25 protein-coding genes, 1 tRNA gene and 2 pseudogenes are annotated in these 21,037 nt (G+C 68.2%); 16 read left to right on the forward strand and 12 right to left on the reverse strand.

From position 1 onward, the window contains the following. Nucleotides 1-336: 336 nt before the first annotated feature. Nucleotides 337-2,532, forward strand: a complete 2,196-nt coding sequence (locus tag ABN028_RS08315) for a (Fe-S)-binding protein (RefSeq protein ID WP_349696182.1) — start codon at nt 337-339, stop codon at nt 2,530-2,532. A gap of 30 nt (nt 2,533-2,562) precedes the next feature. Continuing rightward, entirely contained in the window at nt 2,563-2,709 is a 147-nt protein-coding gene (locus tag ABN028_RS08320) for a hypothetical protein (RefSeq protein WP_349696183.1), read from the forward strand. A gap of 78 nt (nt 2,710-2,787) precedes the next feature. On the opposite strand, the gene ABN028_RS08325 is transcribed toward ABN028_RS08320, so the two are convergent. After that, nucleotides 2,788-3,315 (reverse strand): winged helix-turn-helix transcriptional regulator, encoded by a 528-nt coding sequence (locus tag ABN028_RS08325; RefSeq protein WP_349696184.1) that lies wholly within the window; start codon nt 3,313-3,315, stop codon nt 2,788-2,790. A gap of 120 nt (nt 3,316-3,435) precedes the next feature. On the opposite strand from ABN028_RS08325, the gene ABN028_RS08330 reads away from it, so the two are divergent. The 5 genes from ABN028_RS08330 (at nt 3,436) to ABN028_RS08350 (ending at nt 6,896) form a co-directional block, all read left to right on the forward strand. Continuing rightward, nucleotides 3,436-4,119 carry an alpha/beta fold hydrolase gene (locus tag ABN028_RS08330; protein WP_349696185.1) on the forward strand — a complete coding sequence of 228 codons (684 nt, stop codon included), beginning with the start codon at nt 3,436-3,438 and terminating at the stop codon, nt 4,117-4,119. 59 nt (nt 4,120-4,178) lie between these two features. Next, nucleotides 4,179-4,739: a dihydrofolate reductase family protein gene (locus tag ABN028_RS08335; RefSeq protein ID WP_349328260.1), complete on the forward strand. Its 561-nt coding sequence runs from the start codon at nt 4,179-4,181 to the stop codon at nt 4,737-4,739. A gap of 152 nt (nt 4,740-4,891) precedes the next feature. Further along, nucleotides 4,892-5,443, forward strand: coding sequence for a toxin-antitoxin system HicB family antitoxin (locus ABN028_RS08340; RefSeq protein ID WP_349696186.1), 552 nt, complete (start codon nt 4,892-4,894; stop codon nt 5,441-5,443). Nucleotides 5,444-5,614: 171 nt separating this feature from the next. Beyond that, a complete protein-coding gene (locus ABN028_RS08345; RefSeq protein WP_349692478.1) occupies nt 5,615-6,454 on the forward strand; it encodes a DUF4097 family beta strand repeat-containing protein in 840 nt (279 codons plus the stop codon). Nucleotides 6,455-6,626: 172 nt separating this feature from the next. Further along, the gene (locus tag ABN028_RS08350; RefSeq protein WP_349692477.1) at nt 6,627-6,896 is read left to right on the forward strand and encodes a hypothetical protein; all 270 of its coding nucleotides are present in this window, start codon (nt 6,627-6,629) and stop codon (nt 6,894-6,896) included. Nucleotides 6,897-7,075: 179 nt separating this feature from the next. On the opposite strand, the gene ABN028_RS08355 is transcribed toward ABN028_RS08350, so the two are convergent. Further along, nucleotides 7,076-7,975 carry an endonuclease/exonuclease/phosphatase family protein gene (locus tag ABN028_RS08355; RefSeq protein ID WP_349328256.1) on the reverse strand — a complete coding sequence of 300 codons (900 nt, stop codon included), beginning with the start codon at nt 7,973-7,975 and terminating at the stop codon, nt 7,076-7,078. A 226-nt stretch (nt 7,976-8,201) separates the two neighbouring features. Here ABN028_RS08355 and ABN028_RS08360 point away from each other — a divergent pair, with 226 nt between their 5' ends. Further along, nucleotides 8,202-10,148: a heparinase II/III family protein gene (locus tag ABN028_RS08360; RefSeq protein ID WP_349696187.1), complete on the forward strand. Its 1,947-nt coding sequence runs from the start codon at nt 8,202-8,204 to the stop codon at nt 10,146-10,148. A gap of 38 nt (nt 10,149-10,186) precedes the next feature. Here the strand turns inward: ABN028_RS08360 and ABN028_RS08365 are convergent, their stop codons facing one another. Beyond that, on the reverse strand, nt 10,187-10,861 hold the full coding sequence (locus ABN028_RS08365) for a class I SAM-dependent methyltransferase (protein ID WP_349328254.1): 675 nt from the start codon (nt 10,859-10,861) through the stop codon (nt 10,187-10,189). 47 nt (nt 10,862-10,908) lie between these two features. Between ABN028_RS08365 and ABN028_RS08370 the strand changes: the two genes are divergently transcribed. Continuing rightward, nucleotides 10,909-11,520, forward strand: coding sequence for a DJ-1/PfpI family protein (locus ABN028_RS08370; RefSeq protein ID WP_349696188.1), 612 nt, complete (start codon nt 10,909-10,911; stop codon nt 11,518-11,520). Between the two features lie 73 nt (nt 11,521-11,593). Here the strand turns inward: ABN028_RS08370 and dcd are convergent, their stop codons facing one another. Beyond that, a complete protein-coding gene (dcd, locus tag ABN028_RS08375; protein WP_349328252.1) occupies nt 11,594-12,169 on the reverse strand; it encodes a dCTP deaminase in 576 nt (191 codons plus the stop codon). 285 nt (nt 12,170-12,454) lie between these two features. Here dcd and ABN028_RS08380 point away from each other — a divergent pair. Next, nucleotides 12,455-12,525, forward strand: a tRNA-Gly gene (locus ABN028_RS08380). 114 nt (nt 12,526-12,639) lie between these two features. Here the strand turns inward: ABN028_RS08380 and ABN028_RS08385 are convergent. The 5 genes from ABN028_RS08385 to ABN028_RS08405 all read right to left on the reverse strand — a co-directional run bounded on the left by ABN028_RS08385 (nt 12,640) and on the right by ABN028_RS08405 (nt 15,420). Then, nucleotides 12,640-13,062 (reverse strand): site-specific integrase, encoded by a 423-nt coding sequence (locus ABN028_RS08385; protein ID WP_349696189.1) that lies wholly within the window; start codon nt 13,060-13,062, stop codon nt 12,640-12,642. An 89-nt stretch (nt 13,063-13,151) separates the two neighbouring features. Then, nucleotides 13,152-13,889 (reverse strand): site-specific integrase, encoded by a 738-nt coding sequence (locus tag ABN028_RS08390; RefSeq protein ID WP_349696190.1) that lies wholly within the window; start codon nt 13,887-13,889, stop codon nt 13,152-13,154. Then, nucleotides 13,889-14,110 (reverse strand): excisionase family DNA-binding protein, encoded by a 222-nt coding sequence (locus ABN028_RS08395; RefSeq protein ID WP_349696191.1) that lies wholly within the window; start codon nt 14,108-14,110, stop codon nt 13,889-13,891. Before ABN028_RS08395 ends, ABN028_RS08390 begins: the two co-directional genes overlap by 1 nt. 18 nt (nt 14,111-14,128) lie before the next feature. Continuing rightward, nucleotides 14,129-14,353 (reverse strand): hypothetical protein, encoded by a 225-nt coding sequence (locus ABN028_RS08400; RefSeq protein ID WP_349696192.1) that lies wholly within the window; start codon nt 14,351-14,353, stop codon nt 14,129-14,131. A 56-nt stretch (nt 14,354-14,409) separates the two neighbouring features. Beyond that, nucleotides 14,410-15,420: a replication initiator gene (locus ABN028_RS08405; protein WP_349696193.1), complete on the reverse strand. Its 1,011-nt coding sequence runs from the start codon at nt 15,418-15,420 to the stop codon at nt 14,410-14,412. A gap of 697 nt (nt 15,421-16,117) precedes the next feature. Here ABN028_RS08405 and ABN028_RS08410 point away from each other — a divergent pair. The 4 genes from ABN028_RS08410 (at nt 16,118) to ABN028_RS08425 (ending at nt 18,045) form a co-directional block, all read left to right on the forward strand. Beyond that, a complete protein-coding gene (locus ABN028_RS08410) occupies nt 16,118-16,405 on the forward strand; it encodes a sigma factor (RefSeq protein ID WP_349696194.1) in 288 nt (95 codons plus the stop codon). Next, a complete protein-coding gene (locus tag ABN028_RS08415) occupies nt 16,339-17,007 on the forward strand; it encodes a sigma factor-like helix-turn-helix DNA-binding protein (RefSeq protein WP_349696195.1) in 669 nt (222 codons plus the stop codon). Before ABN028_RS08410 ends, ABN028_RS08415 begins: the two co-directional genes overlap by 67 nt. An 85-nt stretch (nt 17,008-17,092) precedes the next feature. Then, nucleotides 17,093-17,563 carry a carboxymuconolactone decarboxylase family protein gene (locus ABN028_RS08420; protein WP_349695090.1) on the forward strand — a complete coding sequence of 157 codons (471 nt, stop codon included), beginning with the start codon at nt 17,093-17,095 and terminating at the stop codon, nt 17,561-17,563. 95 nt (nt 17,564-17,658) lie between these two features. Further along, complete coding sequence (locus tag ABN028_RS08425; RefSeq protein ID WP_349695089.1) at nt 17,659-18,045, forward strand: DoxX family protein; 387 nt, start codon at nt 17,659-17,661, stop codon at nt 18,043-18,045. 321 nt (nt 18,046-18,366) lie between these two features. Here ABN028_RS08425 and ABN028_RS08430 read toward each other — a convergent pair whose 3' ends face one another. Further along, a complete protein-coding gene (locus ABN028_RS08430; protein WP_349696196.1) occupies nt 18,367-18,735 on the reverse strand; it encodes a hypothetical protein in 369 nt (122 codons plus the stop codon). 867 nt (nt 18,736-19,602) lie between these two features. Between ABN028_RS08430 and ABN028_RS35300 the strand changes: the two are divergent. Then, nucleotides 19,603-19,752, forward strand: a pseudogene (locus ABN028_RS35300) (helix-turn-helix domain-containing protein); the annotation flags it as partial. 25 nt (nt 19,753-19,777) lie between these two features. Here ABN028_RS35300 and ABN028_RS08435 read toward each other — a convergent pair. After that, the gene (locus ABN028_RS08435) at nt 19,778-20,014 is read right to left on the reverse strand and encodes a hypothetical protein (protein ID WP_349696197.1); all 237 of its coding nucleotides are present in this window, start codon (nt 20,012-20,014) and stop codon (nt 19,778-19,780) included. 9 nt (nt 20,015-20,023) lie between these two features. Between ABN028_RS08435 and ABN028_RS08440 the strand changes: the two genes are divergently transcribed. Further along, nucleotides 20,024-20,515 carry an endonuclease V gene (locus ABN028_RS08440; protein WP_349696206.1) on the forward strand — a complete coding sequence of 164 codons (492 nt, stop codon included), beginning with the start codon at nt 20,024-20,026 and terminating at the stop codon, nt 20,513-20,515. 283 nt (nt 20,516-20,798) lie between these two features. Here ABN028_RS08440 and ABN028_RS08445 read toward each other — a convergent pair. Then, nucleotides 20,799-21,037 (reverse strand): annotated as a pseudogene (locus tag ABN028_RS08445) (IS630 family transposase); the annotation flags it as partial.

Consider the following 21,037-nt stretch of genomic DNA (forward strand, 5'->3'; position numbering starts at 1 on the left):
GCGAAGGTCGCCCAGGAGCGGCAACAGCCAGTCGAACCTACCGGGCAGCACGGGAAAGGACCACGCGAGGTAGTGAGGCGAGGCAGTGAGGGAGCGGGTCCCGCCTTTCTCACCTTTCGGTCGGCGAGGAAGTGACCACGCTGGGTATGCGTACTGACGCCAGGCGGGGTGTCGACGCCCTGTCACGGCTCCGACCGCATGGGCAGCGTGGTCATTTCCCGCGAGGATCGCGAAAACGCCGGGCTGGCGACGACGGGAGACGGCGGGACCTCCTACTCTCGGGTACACCAGCGTTACCAGCGCTGTCCTGGCCTGTCTTCCGCGAGGAGTGACCCGATGCGAGTCGCCGCGATCGTGTTCTCGACGGTGCTCACCCTGGTCGCGGTCGCGCTCGTCGCGCGAACCGTCGCCACCATGGTCGGCGTGATCCGGCTCGGCCAGCCGGCGATCGGTCGTACGAATGAACCGGCACAGCGCTGGCGGACCATGCTGGTCGAGACGCTGGCCCACACGAGGCTGCGGAAGTGGTCGCTGGTGGGGGCCGCCCACTGGTTCGTCTTTGTCGGGTTCGGGTTCCTGTTCCTCACCCTGGTCACTGCGTACGGCCAGATCTATGCGGGAGCCGACTGGGCGTTGCCGCTGATCGGACACTGGTGGCCGTACGAAATCGTCGCCGAACTCGTTGCCCTCCTGACACTTCTCGGCATCGCCTTCCTCATCGTGGTCCGCCAGCTGGCGCATCCGCGGCGGCTCGGGCGGCTCAGCAGGTTCGCGGGATCGACGTTCTGGCAGGCCTACTACGTCGAGTACACGATCGTCGCGATTGCCGCGTGCATCCTGGTGTTGCGCGGCCTCGAGGGAGCGCTCGCGGGTGGCGGCTGGTCGCTGCATCACGTGGTGAGCTATCCGCTGGCCATTGCTTTCGCGGGCCTGAGCCCGGCCGCGCTGGCCACCGCGATCATCGCCGTCGCGACCGTCAAGATCGCGGTGTCGATGGCGTGGTTCATCGTGATCGCGGTGAACCCGACGATGGGGGTGGCGTGGCACCGGTTCACTGGGTTCTTCAACGTCTGGTTCAAACGGAACGCCGACGGACGGGATGCCCTCGGTGCGTTGCCGGTGATGCACTCGGCGGGGAAGCCGATCGACTTCGAGGATCCCGGCGAGGACGACATCTTCGGTGCCGGCGCGGTCGAGAACTTCACCTGGAAAGGGCTCCTCGACTTCACGACGTGCACCGAGTGCGGGCGCTGCCAGTCGGTGTGCCCGGCGTGGAACACCGGAAAGCCCTTGTCGCCCAAGGGTTTCGTGATGGATCTGCGCAATCATGCGTACGCGAAGGCGCCCTTCCTGCAGGCCTCGGAGGAGGCGCGGGCGGCGCTGCCCGATGCTGTGAAGGCTGAGGCCGACCGCGGCCTGGTCGGTCCGGTCGACGAGGGTTTCGTCATCGACTCCGACGTGTTGTGGTCGTGCACCACGTGCGGTGCCTGCGTGGAGCAATGCCCCGTTGACATCGAACACGTCGACCACATCGCCGACATGCGCCGTCATCAGGTACTGGTGGAGTCGGAGTTTCCGAGCGAGCTCAACCAACTCTTCCGCGGCCTGGAGAGCAAGGGGAACCCGTGGAACATGCCGCCGTCGGCGCGTCTTGACTGGACGAAGGGGCTGCCTTTCGAGGTGCCCGTGCTGGGTGGCGGGGTGGACGACCTCGGCGAGGTGGAGTATCTGTTCTGGGTCGGGTGCGCGGGTGCGTACGACGATCGCGCGAAGCGGACCACGCGCGCGGTGGCCGAGCTGTTGCACACGGCGGGCGTGTCGTTCGCGGTGCTGGGCGAGGCGGAGACGTGCACGGGCGATCCGGCGCGCCGGTCGGGCAACGAGTTCGTCTACCAGATGCTTGCGCAGCAGAATGTCGAGACGCTCCGCGAAGCCGGCGCGACGAAAGCGGTCGTGACATGTGCGCACTGCTTCAACGCGATCAAGAACGAGTATCGCCAGCTTGGTCTGGAACTGGAGGTCGTGCACCACACGCAGCTGCTGAACCGGCTTGTGCGGGAGGGACGGCTGACGCCGGTCGCGCCTGAGGCCGGCGCGGGCAACGGCTCGGCGTCCCAGCCGATCACGTACCACGATCCGTGTTACCTCGGCCGGCACAACCAGGTGTACGAACCACCGCGTGAACTCCTCGGCGCCCTGCCCGGGGTGGAGGTCCGCGAGATGCCGCGCAGCGGGAGTCGGTCGTTCTGCTGTGGTGCGGGCGGTGCGCGGATGTGGATGGAGGAGAACATCGGCACCCGGGTCAACCTCGCCCGTACGACCGAAGCGGTCGACACCGGTGCCGAACGCATCGCGACCGGCTGCCCTTTCTGTTCGGTGATGCTGGGTGACGGGCTGACGCAGAAGCAGTCGGACGGTACGGCGGGGGACAACGTCGAGGTGATCGACGTGGCGCAACTGCTGCTGGAGTCCGTACGCCGCGGAACCCTTGCTCCCCGGGAAGACCAGGACGCCGCCGCCTCGACCGACTGAACCGCGCTGCCCGGGCCATCTCCCGTGATCATGATCGTGATCGTGAACGTTTTGTCGGTGTATACGCCGCTTTCCTTCATGATCATGGAACGGTCCGCTGATCGGCTCGGCTCCTGGCTCGGCTGGAACGGTCGGCTGATCGGCTCAGCAACTGGCTCGGCTGGAACGGTCGGCTGATCGGCTCAGCTACTGGCTCGGCGGAACGGTCGGCTGATCGGCTCAGCTGATCGAGGGTGCACGGCGAACCGTTACGGATCAGGACGCCTCAGTGCTGGCGACGACCGCGAGGTAGGCCTCCTGCAGGTGCTGGCGAACGGTCTTGCCAGGCGGAGTGCCGCCGGGACGCTCCGGGCTGCCAACCGGGCTGTCCAGGTGCTCCTCGCGGAGTTCGGCCATGAACCGGTCCCACAGTTCGGAGCCGCCTTCGTCCAACAAGCGTGCCCGCACGGACAGCTCCTCGCTGACCGGCAGCCATTTGCTTCCCCAGGCGCCGAGCGCCGCCATGATCGGTACGAGTTCGATCGCGGGTTCGGTGAGGCTGTAGATCGCCTTCTGCTTGTGGGTGGGGTCGTCGCGCTTGGTGAGCATGCCTACCTCGACCAGCCGCTTCAGCCGGTTGGCGAGGATGTTGGAGGCGATCTTCTCCTGCGATCCGTTCAGGAGTTCGCGGAAGTGTCGGCGGCCGCCGAAGATCATGTCGCGAAGGATGAGCAGGCTCCACTTGTCGCCGAAGATCTCGAGCGACAGGTTGATGGGGCATCCCGACCGGTGCGACTCGGTCATTCAAGGGCCTCCACGCGACTGGTTGCATTTCGAAAGCAGTTTACCTAGGATCGCAACTGCTTGCAAAGTGCAAGCGGTCTCTGGAGGTCAAGAGGTCGAGCGACCAGGAGGTTCGCTGACATGGCCACGTTCGTACTCATCCATGGCGCCGGTGACACCGGCTGGTACTGGCACCTGCTCGAGCCTGAGCTGCGCGCGCGGGGACACGACGTCGTTGCTCCCGACCTGCCGATCGACGACGACGCGGCAGGTCTCGAGGAGTACGCCGACGCAGTGGTCGCGGCCGTCGGGGACCGGAGGGATCTGGTCGTGGTCGCGCAGTCGGCCGGCGGATTCACCGCACCGCTGGTCGCCGATCGGCTTCCGGTCGAGGTGCTGGTCCTGGTGGCTGCGATGATCCCCGCCCCCGGCGAGCCACCGCGCGACTGGTGGGGCAACACGGGGTGCGGGCCGGCGGTGCGGGAGCAGGCCGCGCGCGACGCTGGCAGGACTGGTCACGAGGACCCGTTCGTCAGCTTCTACCACGACGTACCGCATCACCTGGCGGAGGAGGCGTTGTCCAGGGAACGCCGGCAGTCGACGACTCCTGGCGATGCGCCGTGGCCGCTGGACTCATGGCCGGACGTACCGACGAGATTCGTCCTGTGCACCGAGGATCGCTTCTTCCCGCCGGAGTTCCTTCGCCGGCACGCCGCCCAGCGACTCGGCATCACCCCCGACGAGATCGCCGCCGGCCACTGCGTCGCGCTCAGCCGCCCGAAGGAACTGGCCGACATGCTGGCCAGCTACGTCGCGCCGCGATAGACGCCGTACGAGCAAGTCACCGTACGGACAGAATCGGCACCCGAGAGAGGGGTCGCGTCATGGCCAAGCTGATCTACACGTCGATCATGTCGCTCGACGGCTACATCGAGGACGAGGACGGCAGGTTCGACTGGAGCATGCCCGACGAGGAGGTACACGCCTTCATCAACGAGCATGAGGGGCCGCTCGGCACCTATCTCTACGGGCGCCGGATGTACGAGACCATGGCCGGCTGGGAGACCGACCCCACGCTCGCCGAACAGTCGCCGCTCATGCGGGACTTCGCCGAACTCTGGCAGGCCGCCGACAAGGTGGTGTACTCCAGGACGCTCGAGCAGGTCTCCACCGCCAGGACGCGGATCGAGCGGGACTTCGATCCCGAAGCGGTCCGGCAGCTAAGGCAGGCGGCCACCCGGGATCTCGCCGTCTCGGGCCCCGAACTCGCCGCTCATGCGTTCAAGGCCGGGTTGGTCGACGAGTGTCATCTGTTCGTCTCACCCATCATGGTCGGAGGCGGGAAGCGGTCTCTTCCCGAAGGCGTACGCCTGAAGCTCGACCTGCTCGAAGAGCGCCGGTTCGGCAACGGCGTGATGTACCTCCGCTACCGCACCGGGACGTGAGGTCGGCCCGCCCCCTGAGGATCGGCCCGCAGGCCTCCTGAGGTCGGTCGACGCCGCCCAGTCAGGAAGTCGAGGCCGCATCTCCAGGCGTGCCGCCTCGCCGACGTCACTCGACGCTTGACATGACGTCGTTATGACGCCACCATGGCGTCATGGAACTTACACCGTACGTCGAAAGCATTCGCCGCGACCTGACAGTCGCCGCGGAGGTGGCGGGTCAGGATGCCCGTGCCGCCGCGGAGCGACTGACCGCCGCGCTGGACGCCGCCGTACGGCTCGCGCTCATGGATGCGCTCTCCACTGCCGCAGACGAGGTCACCCGTGAACTCGCCCCCGGTTCGGTGGAGGTCAGGCTCCGCGGACGCGAGCCGGAGTTCGTGGTGTCCATGCCCCCGAGCGTTCCGGAACCGCCGGGCCCACCCGGCCCGCCGCCCGGACCGCCCCCCATCCCCGACGCCGAGCAGGGCACCGCCCGCGTGACGCTCCGGCTCCCTGAGTCACTGAAGACGCGGGCCGAGGAGGCCGCCGCCCGCGCGGGCGTGTCGGTCAACACCTGGCTCGTCCGTGCGGTGGGCGTCGCACTGGAGGAAGCGTCGGCGGCCGACAGCCGAGGCGGCCGGGGCGGTCGACGGGACCGAGACGACCGCATGCGAGGACGTCGCGGCCCGCAGATCGGCCAACACTTCTCCGGTTGGGCCCGCTGACCGGACCGGCCACACAAGCTGCCCGCACCACAGCCTCGCACCCCCGCACCGTGTGCGCCTGCGCAGCAGGCGAGCACAACCCCCGCACCGCAAGCGCCCGCACGACAGCCGCCGGCACCACGCGGCAGGTTCGCCCATCCCCACACCACGACGCCGAGAGCGGAGTTCGTCATGCCTACTTTTCCTACCCCTGAACCCATCACCCTGCGGCTCAAGCTGAACTCCGGCGAGGCCCACATCAGCGCGGGGCCCCGTACCGAGACCGAGGTCGAGGTCCTCCCGAGCAACCCGAGCGACTCGCGCGACGTCGAAACCGCCCAGCACACCGCGGTCGAGCACCGCGACGGCGTGGTCGTCGTCGAGGCACCGGACGACCGGAGCTTCGGTCGTACCGGCTCGATCACCGTCCGGGTCTCCCTCCCGGACGGGTCCGCGGTACGGGGGTCGGTGGCATCCGCCGACGTCGGCGCCGACGGGCGGCTGGGTGCTGTGGAGTTGCACTCCGCGTCCGGCGACCTTCGCATCGATCACGCCGGCGACGTGACGATCCAGACCGCGAGTGGCGACGTCTTCTGCCGCCAGGTCGACGGTGACGCCAAGGTCCAGACGGCATCCGGTGACCTCCAGATCGCCACGGTGGCCGGACGCGCGCAGCTCTCCACGGCCTCTGGCGATGCACGCCTCGACGACGTAGGCGGCGACCTTCGCCTGCAGGCCGCGTCGGGCGACCTCCAGGTCGGCACCATCGGTGGGTCGGTCGACGCGAAAACCGCCTCAGGAGATGTACGCATCGGATCCGTACGCCAGGGCGAGGCGTCCGTCGACGCGGCCTCGGGCGACATCCAGGTCGGCATCGCCGCGGGTACAGCCGCCTGGCTCGACCTGTCCTCACTGTCAGGCGACGTGAGCTCGGCGCTCGACCAGGCCGACGAGCCCGATGACAGCGAGCTCACAGTGTCGGTGCGTGCTCGTACGCTCAGCGGAGACATCTCGATCGTGCGAGCCCGCTGAGCCGCACCTGCTCCTTGCCCAACCGCCGGGCACCGTCCGGCTCGACGCCACCGACCTTCCCACCGAACCCGATATCGACCTTCGCCGTCCTGTGGGCGGGCGCTGCCCGCCCACCTGGACAGCCGCGCCCTGTCCTCCCACCGCAAGTTCCGCCAGAAGGAGTTGTCCCACGATGATGAACGACCACGCCATCTACGAACTCGCCAAGTCCCGCCAGGCCGACCTGCTCGCCGAAGCAACCATGAGCCGGTCCGTACGCCGCTCGCGCCTCCACCGGCGCACCCGCCACGAACGCGTGCTGCGCGGCCTGAGACGGACGTTCGCGCTGGCCCTCCGCCGGTTGGCCAACCGGGTCGAACCCGCCCATCCGCCGCAGCGCGCCACCCTGCCGGCACAACGGCGCCGGCGTGGCGACCGGCCGGCCGTCGTCAGTCGGGCGTGATCGGCCGGCGCCGTCTCGCGGGTTGCGACCTGCCGCCTTCAGCCGGGGCGTGATCGGCCTGCGCGGCGGGTGCGACCTGCCGCGGTCAGTCGAGGGGTGATCGGCCGGCGCGGCGGGGGCGACCTGCCGCGGTCAGTCGAGGGGTGATCGGCCGGCGCGGCGGGGGCGACCTGCCGCGGTCAGTCGAGTGCGAGCAGCGCCTGCACGGGCCAGTGGTCCGACCCCCACCGACCGTCGACCGTGCGGGTGTTGATCGCCGCCGCCTGCACCCGCGTATCCGGCCGGACGAGGATCCAGTCGATCCGGTCGCCGCCTTCTACCGCCGGCTCGTAGCCGTGGTAGGTCGCGTACGCGGGTGTCAGGCGGTCGTTCGCTGCCGACCAGGTGTCGACCAGGCCGGCGCCGGTGGTCAACGTGTCATACGGCGTGGACGCCTCGGCCGCGACGTTGAAGTCGCCCGTGACGATGACCGGCAGGGCGAGGTCGAAGGCGGCGAGCCGTTCGGCCACCAGCTCCGCGCCCAGGCGCTGCGCCTTGTCCACCGCGTGGTCGAGATGGGTGTTGAGGACCACGAAGTCCCGCCCGGTCACCCGGTCGCGGAACCGGATCCAGGTCGCCATGCGTACCACCTTGTTGCCCCACGACGACGACCCGATCTCCGCCGGAGTGTCGGAGAGCCAGAAGTGGTCGAACTCCCGTGGGTCGAGCCGGCGGACGTCGAAGAAGACGGCCATGAACTCTCCACGGCTGCCGCCTTCGCGTCCGGTGCCGATCCACTCGTAGTGCGTCGGCAGGTCGGCGCTGATGTCGCGCAGCTGGTGATAGAGCCCTTCCTGCGTACCGATCACGGTCGGCGCTTCGGACCGCAGCACCGCGGCGGTCGCGGCACGCCGGTCGGCCCACGGATCGTGGAGCCCGTCGCTTCCCACCCGCACGTTGAACGACATGACGTGCACGGCGGGCGCCTCGCTTGGCCCGATGAGGGGCTCGGGACGTGGCCCGTTGGCGGAGTCCGCAGAGGGGTCCGCGGAGGGGCCCGGGTCGACGGTCGACGGGGTGGTTTCCTGGTGTCTCGGCACGATCCCAGTCAAGCCAGGTCGTTCGACTGTCGGCCAGCCGAGGCCTGACAATTGGACACCGTAGGTGGACTCGACGCGGTCGAACGCCTGAACTGGACACCTTCGGGCCGGCCGTGTCCCGCCAGCCGGCTTCGCGGTCGGCACACCCGTCGGGCGTTTGTGGGCAGGCTGGCCGAGACCGGTTAGCGCACTCCACGGCGACCCGCGGATGTGGGCAAGGTCAACAGTGAACCTGCCTCGTCGCCGGCCGAAGGGCCTTACCGACATGCTCACCGAGATCTTCACGAGTGACGCGCTCGCGACCCACCTGCCGGAGCCGGGAGGGTGGCGTCCGGTGCCCGACGTCGACGACCGCGCCTTCTGGTCCGGCATCGATGACACGACCCGGCGCGCGCACCTCGCCGCTGCCGAGGAGCTCTGCCGGGGTCCGTGGCCGGAGCTGCCGGCCACACTGTGGCTGGACTTCCGGCGTACCGGGAACCGGGTGCGCTACCAGGACCCCTCTTTTGCCAGGCGCTCGCGGCTCGCCGCCGCCGTCATCGCCGCCTGCCTCACCGACGACGACCGCTGGCACGAGGAGGTTCTCGACGGTGTCTGGCTGCTCTGCGAGGAGACGTCGTGGTGCATCCCGGCGCACGACCTCTCCCACAGTGGGGACAATGCCGAGCGCGCCGATCGCGGCAAGGATCTGCCGGATCCGGGAAACCCGACGCTGGACCTCTTCGCGGCGGAGACGGGTTCGCTGCTGGCATGGACGTACGCCGTGCTCGCCGACCGGTTGCGGGAACGTTCCCACTCGGCGGTGCAGCGCCTGGTCGACGAGGTAAGCACGCGCATCCTCGTCCCGCAACGTACGGTTGACAGCTGGGTCTGGTTCGGCCGGGTCCGCCCGCATGTCAACAACTGGAACCCGTGGATCAACTCCAACGTCCTCGCGTGTTCTCTGCTGCTCGACGACGATCCCGCCGACATCAAGCTCACCGTGGAACGCGCGGTCGAAGGGCTGGACGTGTTCGTCGGCGGCTACCTCCCCGACGGTGCCTGCACCGAGGGGCACAGCTACTGGTGGCGGGCAGGTGCGTCGCTCGCGGAGTGCCTGGAGACGCTGTACTCCGCGACGGGCGGTGCACTCGACGGTTTCGGCGTACCGCTCGTCCAGAAGATCGGCCGCTATCCGCACGGCGTCCACATCGCCGACCGGTGGTACGTCAACGTCTCCGACGGCCCGGCCAGCATCGACGGCCGGGCCGCGTGTGGGCACGTCCTCTACCGCTACGGCGTACGGATCGGCGACGAGGAGGTGGTCGCGCACGGGCGTTCCCTGCGCGGGCCGGATGGCCCCGTCGTCGAACCCGGAACCCCGCTCGGGCGCTGCCTGCTCGCTCTCGCCGACGCCGAGTGGCGGGCCGAGCCGGCGCGTCCCGCGCCACTGGTGGCCGAGACATGGTGGCCGGACACCCAGTTGCTCGTCGCCCGTACGTACGCCGGACGCGACGACGGCCTGCTGCTCTCGATCAAGGGCGGGCACAACGCCGAGGACCACAACCACAACGACGTGGGCACGGTGCTCGTCGCGGTCGACGGGCATCCGGTGCTGGTCGACGCCGGTGTCGGGGAGTACACCGCGAAGACGTTCTCCGCTCGCCGCTACGAGATCTGGAGCCTGCGCAGCACCCACCACAACGTGCCGCTCATCAACGGCCACGACCAGCCGCCCGGTGCGGAGTTCGCCGCGCGGGACGTCGAACTGACCCGCGACGGCGTTGGCCGGGTGGGCCTGCGGTTGGATCTCGCCGGCGCCTATCCTGCCGAGGCGGGCTGCCGGTCATGGGTACGCGAGGTCACGCTGGACCGGTCGGTCGGCGACGGCCGGGTCATCCTGTCCGACGCATGGGAGCTCGACGGATCGCCGTCCGACGTACGTCTGCACTTCATCACGTCGGGCGAACCGGACACCGCGGCCGGATCCGGTGTCGTCCGCGTCCCGGGTGTCAAGCGAGGCTTGACGATCGGTTACGACCCTGCGCTCGTCGACGTCTCGACCGAACGCATCGCGCTCGACGACCGGCGGCTCGAGCGGGTCTGGGGTGGGTCGTACCTCTGGCGGCTCGCCCTGGTCGTGCGTACGCCCCGGGCTTCCGGCGCGGTGCGTCTCGTCCTCGATCCCGCGTAGCAGCCGACGCCGACGCCGACGCTGAACGGTCCGGGCCGTCAGGCCGCCGGCCCGCTGAACTCCGCCCGCCAGCGACGAACCTGTCGATCAGCGTCGTACAGGTCGTCGATGCGTACGACCTCGAGTCCGTCGTGGGCGAACGCCTCCACCTCGGCGCGCGTCAGCGGCCACGGTGGCTGGCCGACAGCGGGTTCGGACTCCTCGCGGGCGGCGGCGATCACGAGCAGCGTGCCGCCAGGAGCGACGAGGCGCGCGACCTGCCGGATCGCATCGGGGCGGAACGCGTCCGGCAGGGACTGGACGGTCAGGCTCTCGACCACCAGGTCGTACGCGCCGTACCACTCCGGCGGCGGCGCCAGCAGGTCGGCGGTGAGGTAGCGCACGGTGGAGTCAGGGAAGCGTTCCCGGGCGGCGCGCACCGCGGACTCCGCGATGTCGAAAGCTGTCGTGGTGAAGCCGAGGCTGCTGACGAACTCGGCGTCGTGGCCCGGGCCGAAGCCGACGACGAGCGCGCGCCCGCCCCTGCCGTCGAGGCCACGCGCCCGCGCCCAGTCCACGAGCATCGGGTGCGGCGTTCCGCGATCCCACGGCACCACCGCTGCGCCCTGCTCGGCCGCCGCGTAGAGGCGTTCGAACCAGCCCGTCGGATCGTCGGCCGCGAGGGACTCCCTGGCCAGGCGTCGCGCCTCGGCGTCGGGCTCCGGGGTCGTCACGCTGACTCCATGGCTGCCAGGGTACGGATGACGAAAGGTGTGGTGTCATGGGCGCCATGGCCACGGTTGAACCACGTCACATCGGCATCGTGCTCTTCGACGGCGTGGAGGAACTCGACGCCATCGGCCCGTGGGACGTCCTCGCCCACTGGACCCGCCGATATCCCGACGACGGGTTCGCCGTCTCCTGCGTCTCCCGCGACGGCGGCACGGTCGAGTGTGCGAAGGGCCTGACGGTCCGCGCCCATCATTCGTACGCCGATGCTCCTGGGTTCGAGGTTCTGCTCCACCCCGGCGGGCGCGGCACCCGACCGCTGGTGCGGGACGAGGCGCATCTGGCGTGGGTACGGCGGCAGCGCGAGAACGTCGCGCTGATGACGAGTGTCTGTACTGGTTCGCTGGTCTACGCTGCCGCGGGACTTCTCGCCGGGCGCCCGGCGACCACCCACTGGGGCGCGGTCGACGAGCTGGGCGAACTCGATCCGAGCGTCACGGTTCGCGCTGAGGAACGGTTCGTCGACGACAGCGACATGATCACCTCGGCGGGAGTCTCCGCCGGTATCGACATGGCGCTCCACCTGGTCTCCCGGCTGGCCGGGGTGGAGCGGGCCCGGCAGGTCCGGCGCGGCATCCAGTACGACCCGGCGCCTCCGGTCTGACGTGCCGCTGCGGCCCCTGGGCGTCAGATCTCGGCTGGGTCAGATGTCGGGCTGGGTCAGATGTCGTGCCGGGTCAGATGTCGGCGCGGTAGAAATTGCGGTACGACTTGGACGGCGTCGGCCCCCGCTGGTCCTGGTAGCGGGACCCGTGCTGGGTTGATCCGTACGGGTACTCCGCCGGTGAGGAAAGCCGGAAGAAGCACAGCTGCCCGATCTTCATGCCCGGCCAGAGCTTGATCGGCAATGTGGCAACGTTGGACAGCTCGAGCGTGACGTGGCCGGAGAAGCCGGGATCGATCCAGCCGGCCGTCGAGTGGGTGAGCAGGCCCAGCCGTCCGAGGCTCGACTTGCCCTCCAGCCGGGCGGCGATGTCGTCGGGCAGCGTGATGATCTCGTACGTCGAGGCGAGGACGAACTCGCCCGGGTGCAGGATGAACGCCTCGCCCTTCTCGCACTCGACGAGCCTGGTCAGGTCGGGCTGCTCCTCGGCGGGATCGATGTGGGGGTAGCGGTGGTTCTCGAAGACCCGGAAGAACCGGTCCATGCGTACGTCCACGCTGGACGGCTGGACCAGCGTCGGGTCGAACGGGTCGAGCACCACCCGGGCCTTGTCGAGCTCGAGGCGGATATCACGATCGGAGAGGAGCACATTCGCAACCTACCGAACACCGCCCGCCCGGGTTGACCCGGCGCGACGCTCGGCGCGCCGGGCGCGGGTGGCGGTCGCGGCGCAGGATCCCCGCCCCGGGGGCGCGCGGCGCGGAGGTGCGCGGCGCGGGCGTGGCGCGGGCGTGGCGACTGGTGGCAGGCGGTGGTGGCGCCGGCTGGGAGCGAACGTGTCGGTTGCGGTCCGCGAACGGGCGGAGGTGGGTAGTATCCTGAGCCGGTCGTCGTCCGTTCCGGTCCATGCGGACCCGGAGTGGGGCGGCGTCGTGCGGGTGTAGTTCAATGGCAGAACATCAGCTTCCCAAGCTGACAGTGGGAGTTCGATTCTCCTCACCCGCTCAAGATCTTGTGAGACCCGAATGCCCAGGTCAGAGGCTTGTAGGGCCTCTCCGGCGTCGTCGGGTGCAGCCCTCAGGTCCCACCAAAAGCCGTCCGCGTGCCATCCACGTGCCATTAGCTGAGTCTCGCTAACGCTCCCGCGGAGCCCTCATCGTCGTCATCGGACCCGGCCGAGTCCTCCGGCTGGAGATCGTTCGGGAGTGATTTCTGGGAACGAACCTGAGCGTCGACCGCCGCCGCGATAGCTTCGTCCGCACCCCTCGTGCTGTGCTGATAGATGAGCGCCGCCCGCATCGAGTCGTGGCCCATCCGCTCCATCAGGTCACGAAGACTGGCTCGACTGGCCGCCGCGAAGTGGTTTCCGGTGTGGCGGAGGTCGTGGAAGTGAAGGCCAGGCGTACCGACGTCGGCCACCACCGTGGGCCACTTCACGAGCTTGTTGAAGTTCCCGCGCCAGATCAGCCGGCCGTTCTCGCCCGTGAATACGAAGGCGCGGTGACTCGGCCCCACGTAGCGCTCCAGATGCTCCAAGATCACCGGAACGACTACGTGCGGGATAGAGAGGGTACGACGGCCCGCGCGCGACTTCGGTGGTCCCAGCGTGAGGCCCTTACCGCGCCGCTCGGTCACTGCCCTCCGGACATGCACAAGAGCACGCTCGACAAGAACGTCATCCGGAGGCCACCGGGCTTCGGGTGCACGACGATCTTCAGGTCCTGACGTTGAAGCGCCGTCACCTCTCCCCAGCGCAGGCTGGCGAATGTCGCGAGGAGGACCATGGCACGGAAGCGGCCCGGCATGGCAGACGAGAGGCGGAAGACCTGCTCGATTGTGAGTACCGGGCGCTCCTCGGGGTTCTCCACATCTGCGCCGCGTAGACGACAGGGGTTCCGCGGAAGGATCTCGTCCTCCTTCACTGCCGTCATCAGCACGGCTCGCAAGAGCCTGTACGCCTTCGCCGTCATGGACTGCGAAACTCCTGCAGCCAGCCTCTCGGCACGCCACTCCCGGATCATCGGCGTGTCCAGGCGCCCGAGCGGGACCGTGCCCAGGAATGGCGTGATGTGCTTGGCGAGCACCCATCGGTACAGCTCGACGGTCCGTGGCCGGAGCGCTGGCCGTTGTGCGATCCACTGTTCCGCGTAGTCCTGTAAGGAGACCTTCGCTCGCTCCGGGTCGGTCCACTCCTTCCTCGCGATCTGTGCCTCCACGAGCGTGAGGTACCGATCGGCATCACCCCTTCGTTCGAACGTCTCCGGACCTGCCCGCATCTGCCCGTCAGGCCCCGGATAGCGAGCCTGGAACCTCCCGGACGGCAGCTTTCGCACATTGCCGAATCGCCGACGTCCTCTCTTGCTAGCCATCACGCCACCTTCCGATTGCCACGCCACACCCGCGTTTCAGTGAGTGGCTCGACGCGCCCGGCGTCGATGTACGCGGCGACATCCTCCGCACTGAGCCGCACACTCCGGCCGAACTTGTGAAACGCGATCCGCCGCTCCGCGACGAGCCGGCGGACGTGACGAACACTCATGTTCATCCGGACGGCCGACTCGTCGATGGTCAACATCTCGCTCTCGCTCAACTCTTCGTCCACCCTTCGCTAGGCCACTCGTCGACTTGCTGAATTAGGTCCGGGGTCGGGTCCGGCGCGTTGTTTGGCCTGTTCGTACTCGGCCCGCCATTGGTTTCGTTCGGCGATGGACCGGGCGATGATGCCGGTGTAGCTGGGCAGGTCCTCGGTTTTGACGCTCTGCCAGACGTAGCGGGCTGTGCCGTCCTCGCGGACGGATGAGGCCGCGTACCTGTCGGCGTCGTCGATGGCCATGCCGGCGGCTTCGAGCACTGTCCGGACGGCGTTGCCTCGGTCGGCTTTGTGCTCGGTCAGGGTCTTGCCGGTCCATTGCGGGAGACGAGGACGCGCCGGCCGCCGCAGCCGAGGTGTTCGCGGTCGTGGGCCTTGAGTGGGCACTCGCCGGGTGCCATGCCGTCGGTGGCGTCTTTGGGCTGGATGCCGTAGGCGAGCCAGTTCGCGCAGCGTGGCGAGCAGGGCAGCCACCGCAGTTCGGCGTGCATCCGATCGATGTGTGTCTCGCGGGCGGCGGAGGCCTCGTCCTCGTCGTCGAGCGGGTCGGTGATGGCCTTGGTGAGGTACTTGGTCAGGTAGCCGATCCGCCGGTCTGCCTGTGCGGTGCCACCGATGAGTCCTTGCATGTCGGACTGTCGACTGAATCGGACCACGTGTGCGGGGTGGGCGTCCTCGTCGGCGTCCAGCTCGTCGAGTGCCTGATCCCAGGTGGGCAATGACATCGCGTTGTCGGGGTCGACGTAACCGCCCGCGCCGCTGTCCCAGACTGGGATGTGGTCGTCGGCATACACGATCTGCTCGTGCGGCGGCCACCACACCGAGGCGTACGTCGCGGCGATCACCTGGCGGAGCAGCCGCCTGGGGATCGCGCCCCGGATCGCAGCGTGGATGTGAGGGGCCAAGCGGCGTTGGGGCTCCAGGACGGCGAAGTACTGCACCTCGTAGCCGACCGCCCGGCGGAGGTTCTGGATCAGCCGGTCCCACAGCTTCGACAGGTGCAGGGCGTCGAGCGCGGCGCGTCGGTAGTCGTAAGTCGCGGGGTTGACAGGGGCGCCGTCGGGGCGGACAGGGCCGTACGAGTCCATGGTGAACGTGACGAACATCGAGGGCCGCCACCGCTTGCCATCACTGCCCTCGAACACCCTGCCAACGGTCCGCTTCTCGACCGGCAGCCGGGGAAGGTCTGGCACGTCATCGCGGCGGGGGGTCGACCGCACCCGTCGCCCGTTCTCCTCCTCGTCCGGCTCCCCTTCCTGACCGTCGTCTTCGTCCGGTTCGCCGGCCGCCTGGTCGTCGTCTTCGTCCATGTCGTCGGTGGGCTCCTCGGCGAGGTGCCAGCCCCCCGGCACTGCTGCATCCGGAGCCGGCGGGACTTGTCGGCACAGGGTGGGCATGCCGAGGCAAGGGTGGATTGACAGGGATCGGTACGTACTGCGATTCGCCCGTCTCGGTGTCGATCAGCTCGCGGACGATCGGACGTACGCAGACACCCGCCTGGATCGCGCCTTCACGAACCAGGTGTGCCGGCAGCCGAGGCAGTGTGGTCATCAAGGCGCCGCTGACGCGGCGCACCGCCCGGCTGCCGCCCTTGCGGGCGGCGCGGGGCGCCGTCCTCGGGCTCGCCGGGCGGCAGACGAACACGCGGCCTGATTCATAGTCAGGGGCTCCGCCCCCAACACCCCCGGCCCTCCCTCCGAGAGAGGCACGATCAAGCTCGGGTCAGGGGTCGTCGGTTTCTCTCTCGTCGATCGAGCACCGAAGGCATACCCGGAACCTGGACAAGGGTGCAAGGCCAAGCCGCAAGGGTCTCCGATGTCGAGCCTTGCACCCTTGTCCAGAACCCGGGTAAGGGCTACGCCTGCCCGACCGACGAGAGAGAAACCCTCCAGCCTGGACGCTTCGCGCTGACGCACCATTGTTGTGCCCGATGCACGCCGAACGGTTACCTCGGCGCCTTCGGGCCCGTCATTACCATGACGGAGTTGGCGCAAGGAAGGTAACAACATGGCCGGATCAGGTCCGCACGAAGCACTGGCGGCAGCCTTCGAACAGCAGCGCGAGCGCCTGGTGGCGGTCGCCTACCGGATGCTCGGGTCGCGGCTGGACGCCGAGGACGCGGTGCAGGAGGCCTGGATCCGGCTGGCGCGACAGGACGCGGCCGCGATCGACAACCTGGCCGGCTGGCTGACCACCGTGGTCGGCCGGGTCTGGCGGCAGCCATCGACGTGCTGCGCTCGCGCAAGACCCGGGCCGAGCTGCCGTACGAAGACCGGCTGCCCGAGCTGGTGGTGACCGTGGACGGCGGAGCGACACCCGAGGACGACGCGATACTCGCCGAGTCGGTCGGGCTGGCACTGCTGGTGGTGCTCGACACCCTCACACCCACCGAGCGGTTGGCGTTCGTACTGCATGACATGTTCGCGGTGCCCTTCGCTGAGATCGGCGAGATCATCGGCCGGTCCGCCGACGCGACCAAGATGCTTGCCAGCCGGGCCCGCCGGAAGGTGCAGGGCACGTCGCTGCCGCAGGAGGAGCCACGGCGGCAGCGCGCAGTGGTCGACGCATTTCTTGCCGCGGCGCGGAGCGGGGACTTCGAAGGGCTCGTACGGCTGCTCGATCCGAAGGTGACCTGGCGCACTTACCACCCGCAGGGCGTGATGACCACGGTCGGGGCGGCCGAGGTGGCCGGTCCGATCCTGCGCGGCATCCGGTCGATGACCTCGGCGCTGGCGGTCCTGGTCAACGGCGAGCCCGGGTTCGTGGCCTGGGGTGCGAAAGGCAAGGTGCTCGGCGTGGTGGCGTGCACCGTGGTCGACGGCCGGATCGTCGAGCTCCTGACCGTGAGCGACCGCAAGCGCCTCGACACCATGGGTCTGCCCGCGCGACCCGAGTAGCGCACGTCGAGCGCAGGTGGTTGTTACGTCTTGGCGGGGTGCTTCGTCGCAGTGGTGCAAGCATCCGAAGACGAAGGAGATCGAGATGGAATCCCGGATCAACCCCATGGTCAACGAGGTCGGGTCGAAGTGGGCCAGGTACATCATCTCGTCGAACAAGGCCATCACCGACTCGGCACTGCCGAAGGCGGTGCAGGAACTGGTGAAGATCCGCGCCAGCCAGATCAACGGCTGCGGCGGCTGCCTCGACATGCACACCAAGGACGCCGCAGCCGCCGGCGAGAGCGTGGTGCGGATCAACCTGGTCGGGGCATGGCGGGAGACAACCGTCTACACCGACGCGGAGCGGGCGGCGCTGGAACTCACCGAGCAGGGCACCCGCCTCGCCGACTCCAGCGGCGTTACCGATGAGGCGTGGGCGAACGCGGCGAAGCACTTCGACGAGGATCAGCTGATGGCCCTGGTGGCCCTGATCTGCACGATCAACGCCTTCAACCGGCTGAACGTGATCACGCGGACGCCCGGCGGCGAGTACCAGCCCGGTCAGTTCGGCTGACGCGGACATTCCCCCTCAGGCTCGCGGGCGGACCAGGGACCCCCGGGTCCGCCCCGCGGCCGCCACCTCCAGACACTCTGCCAAAGAGAGGACTCATGAACATCGCACTATGGATCGTCGCCGGATTACTGGCCGCCGCCTTGCTGGTCAGCAGCGCCAAGCTGTTCGTGCCCAAGGAGAAGATGGCCAGCTTCGGCGCCGCAACCCGATGGGTCGAAGACTTCAGCCCCGGTGCTCTCAAGACCATCGGAGGCCTCGAGTTCCTGGCCGCGGTGGGACTGATCCTGCCCGCCGTACTCGGCATCGCGCCGGTTCTCGTTCCGTTGGCCGCTACAGGTGCGGTGCTGCTGTTTGTTGGCGCGATCATCACGCGCCTCCGTCGTGGCGAGAGAGCAACGGTCGTGGGCGACGTGGTCTATCTCGCCCTGGCCGCTTTCGTGGCGTGGGGCCGCTTCTTCGGCCCCGAGTCCTTCATCGGCTGATGCCCTCGCGTACGGGGTCGGGGAGCCAGTGCCGACGTCAGTCGGTTTGCCGCGTTTGTCGAGCCCAGCGGCTATCGGCTCAGCCGGGCCATTAGCAGGCCATTAGGTCAGGCCAACCAGGGTTATTCCAGGCCACTTCAGCCCCCCGATCACGCGAGGATCGGGCCGTTCGCGCAGGTATATGTACGATTCCCAAGCTGACAGTGGGAGTTCGATTTTCCTCACCCGCTCCTAGACCTTCGGGCCGGGTCAGAGCCGTGATCAGCTCGGCGGCCGTCGTGCCCGAGGGGGCCGATTCCGATCGGCCGTGCTGTCTCCGTGCTATTGGGCACCTGTGTCCGCGCCCTCGTCTCGACCTGACGAACCGGTGACGTCGCGGGCGATCTGAGCGGCGATGGCCTCGGCGATGTGTCGGTCAGCATCCCGTGTGAGGTGCTGGTAGATCAGGGCCGCCCGCCTGCTGTCAGGCCCCATCCGGGCCATCAGGTCCCGCAGAGTCGCCCCAGTCGTTTGCGCGGCCAGTACGTTCCCGGTGTGGCGAAGATCGTGGAAGTGCAGCCCTGGCAGGCCGAAGCCACGATCGGCGCGGTAGGTCAGGGCCGGGTCAACGCTTCTGAGTATCCGGCCAACATCTCGCCCCAACGCCTCCTGTGGCGAGTAACGTTCGGGCGCGGCGGCCACACGGTCCACAGCGTTCCGCCGGCGGACGTGAGGCGCGGGCAGGAGGCTTGCGTGGGATCGATGGGCAAGGCGTTGCGTGCGGCATACTCAAGGTGGCGGCCATGGGCAGAGACAGTGGCTGAGTTGCTGATGGGGCTCTTGGGCGCTTGGGCTCTACTTGCCGGAACGATCAACCTGATCAGCGATGGTGACGTACGAGAGCCGGCCGTATGGCTGATGCTGCTCTACGGGTTTGCTCTCTTGGCCTGCGCGGTGTGCCTGACGTTGTTCCGCCTTGCCGGGCGAGTGATGGCTGTCATCGGGCTTGTATTGGCGAGCTTCTGGGGCATTCTCGACACCTTGCTCTTCGCCCCCGACCGCGCCCTGCTTCCCCAACCATTTCCACTCGTGGTGCTCGCTTGGCTCGGGTACGCATGGCTTCATCCACCAGCTGATAGACCACCCCGCCGCGCACGGGCGGCAGTGTTCGCAGTTTGGCCGTGGTGGTCGCCCCCACCCGAGGTCAGCGGCGACTCTACTTCGGGAGCCGAAGATCGCCAGCGTGGTGTTGTCAGACCGGATGCTGACCTAGCGCCCGGCCAGGATCCCAGCCGGTAGCACCCAGCGCATGTCGCACATCACTCGACGCCGGATCTTGCCTTGTGCCGGGTGATCTGCGACGGATTTGCGCCACCTGACGTGCGACATGAGGTCTGGGAATCGAGGTGGCCGTCCGTGGCGGCTGGACTTGATCGGAGTGACGGGCTTGGTGTTGGTGCGAGTTCGCACGTCCGCAGGAACCCAAAGGTTCTGCAGCCGGGCCCGCAACCGGAGGCAAGCATGACTGGCATCGACGCAGCACAATGGGCAGCACCACCACCGAGCGGAGGTCACGAGATGGCCAGCCCTTTTCACGGCGACCGCCTCAAGTCGCTGCGCACCGAGGCGGGCAGGTCCCAGGCCGAGCTCGCCGAACGGATCGACTCCGACGCTCGGCAGGTCTCCCGCTACGAGAACAACAAGGTGGCTCCCAGCCTCGAGGCCGTCATCCGCATCGCCCTGACCTTCAACATCAAGCGTCGACTACCTGCTCATCGACGACGCCCAGCGACGACCTCTCAACGCCACCAGCAGCCACGTCGACGCCCGCCTCGCCGACCTCGACCAGCTCACCGACGACAAACGCGCCACCATCACCAACGTCATCGACGCGCTGGTGACCGAGAGCAAACTCCGCGCCATTACTAGCGGCGTCGGTTGAGCCCGCATCGTGGACGGCACAATGACTGTCGGAGCCGTGGACGTCCATTACGACGATATGGGTGGGGCGAAGGCGGCGCTGGTCGTTTGCGGTGAGCCTTCCTTCTCAACGGTGAAGTCCGCGCACGTGGCCGACATCTCCCGGACAGTGCCATACGAGTCGGGGGCGCTATTCAAGCGGGAACTTCCGTGCATCCAGGCGGTGCTGGCCCTCGGTCCACCCCTTGAACTCCTCGTCATCGACGGTTACGCCACCCTTGATCCACAGGGGCGACCAGGGCTCGGAGCGCATGCCGCAGAAGCACTCGACCTTCCCGTTATCGGCGTCGCCAAGAGTCCATTTCACACCGCAACGCACGCAGTCAAGGTCATCCGCGGCGCCGCTACGCGGCCGCTCTATGTCACAGCCGCTGGCGGCCTTGAGATCGTCGAGGCCGCGCGGATCGTGGCGGCGATGGCCGGATCGAATCGGATCCCGACCGCGTTGGCGAGAGTGGACCGTCTCGCACGCGGCCGGGATCGGCCGGCCGTCGACCGAGAAGCCCGCTGACCGCTATCGATGCCCGCGATGCCCTCGCGTGGACATCAGCGGGACGCCTTCGCCACCCGGATCATCTCGACGCGGCCCGGTGCGACAACCTCGATCACCTCAAGCACGCTGTCCCGCATACAACCATCATGCGTGAGTGCCCAGCTCGCACGAAGCCACAGCGATCGACTTGCCTGCCTCTACGGATAAGAACGGACCCTGCCTGCCAAAATTCGGTAAGGGCAACGCCTGTCCGACCGATGGAAGAGAAGCCATCAGATCTTCCGGAGCCGCAGAATAGTGATCACTCGTAGTGTCCTCCGCCTGAAATTCGTGCGATATATCGGGCGAGGGAGTCGAGGATCTCCTCGGCGGTCTTCTTCCAGATGAAGGGCTTGGGGTTTTCGTTCCAGTTCTTGATCCACTCGCGGACGTCTTTCTCCAGCGCTTGGACGCTTTTGTGGACGCCGCGGCGTAGGAGTTGGTCGGTGAGGAAGGCGAACCAGCGCTCCACTTGGTTGATCCAGCTGGATCCGGTTGGGG

Source organism: Actinopolymorpha sp. B17G11 (assembly GCF_040196095.1).
Classification (GTDB): domain Bacteria; phylum Actinomycetota; class Actinomycetes; order Propionibacteriales; family Actinopolymorphaceae; genus Thermasporomyces.

Coding starts and splice junctions, on each gene's coding strand:
- ABN028_RS08400 (WP_349696192.1), bottom strand. CDS start 14,353: ATGGCCATCGACGACGCCGACAGGTACGCGGCCTCATCCGTCCGCGAG.
- ABN028_RS08405 (WP_349696193.1), bottom strand. CDS start 15,420: ATGGACGAAGACGACGACCAGGCGGCCGGCGAACCGGACGAAGACGAC.
- ABN028_RS08340 (WP_349696186.1), top strand. CDS start 4,892: ATGGAACTTACACCGTACGTCGAAAGCATTCGCCGCGACCTGACAGTC.
- ABN028_RS08325 (WP_349696184.1), bottom strand. CDS start 3,315: ATGACCGAGTCGCACCGGTCGGGATGCCCCATCAACCTGTCGCTCGAG.
- ABN028_RS08425 (WP_349695089.1), top strand. CDS start 17,659: ATGAACATCGCACTATGGATCGTCGCCGGATTACTGGCCGCCGCCTTG.
- ABN028_RS08335 (WP_349328260.1), top strand. CDS start 4,179: ATGGCCAAGCTGATCTACACGTCGATCATGTCGCTCGACGGCTACATC.
- ABN028_RS08350 (WP_349692477.1), top strand. CDS start 6,627: ATGATGAACGACCACGCCATCTACGAACTCGCCAAGTCCCGCCAGGCC.
- ABN028_RS08320 (WP_349696183.1), top strand. CDS start 2,563: ATGATCGTGATCGTGAACGTTTTGTCGGTGTATACGCCGCTTTCCTTC.
- ABN028_RS08345 (WP_349692478.1), top strand. CDS start 5,615: ATGCCTACTTTTCCTACCCCTGAACCCATCACCCTGCGGCTCAAGCTG.
- ABN028_RS08420 (WP_349695090.1), top strand. CDS start 17,093: ATGGAATCCCGGATCAACCCCATGGTCAACGAGGTCGGGTCGAAGTGG.
- ABN028_RS08410 (WP_349696194.1), top strand. CDS start 16,118: ATGGCCGGATCAGGTCCGCACGAAGCACTGGCGGCAGCCTTCGAACAG.
- ABN028_RS08435 (WP_349696197.1), bottom strand. CDS start 20,014: ATGGACGTCCACGGCTCCGACAGTCATTGTGCCGTCCACGATGCGGGC.
- ABN028_RS08370 (WP_349696188.1), top strand. CDS start 10,909: ATGGGCGCCATGGCCACGGTTGAACCACGTCACATCGGCATCGTGCTC.
- ABN028_RS08315 (WP_349696182.1), top strand. CDS start 337: ATGCGAGTCGCCGCGATCGTGTTCTCGACGGTGCTCACCCTGGTCGCG.
- ABN028_RS08330 (WP_349696185.1), top strand. CDS start 3,436: ATGGCCACGTTCGTACTCATCCATGGCGCCGGTGACACCGGCTGGTAC.
- ABN028_RS08440 (WP_349696206.1), top strand. CDS start 20,024: ATGGGTGGGGCGAAGGCGGCGCTGGTCGTTTGCGGTGAGCCTTCCTTC.
- ABN028_RS08390 (WP_349696190.1), bottom strand. CDS start 13,889: ATGGCTAGCAAGAGAGGACGTCGGCGATTCGGCAATGTGCGAAAGCTG.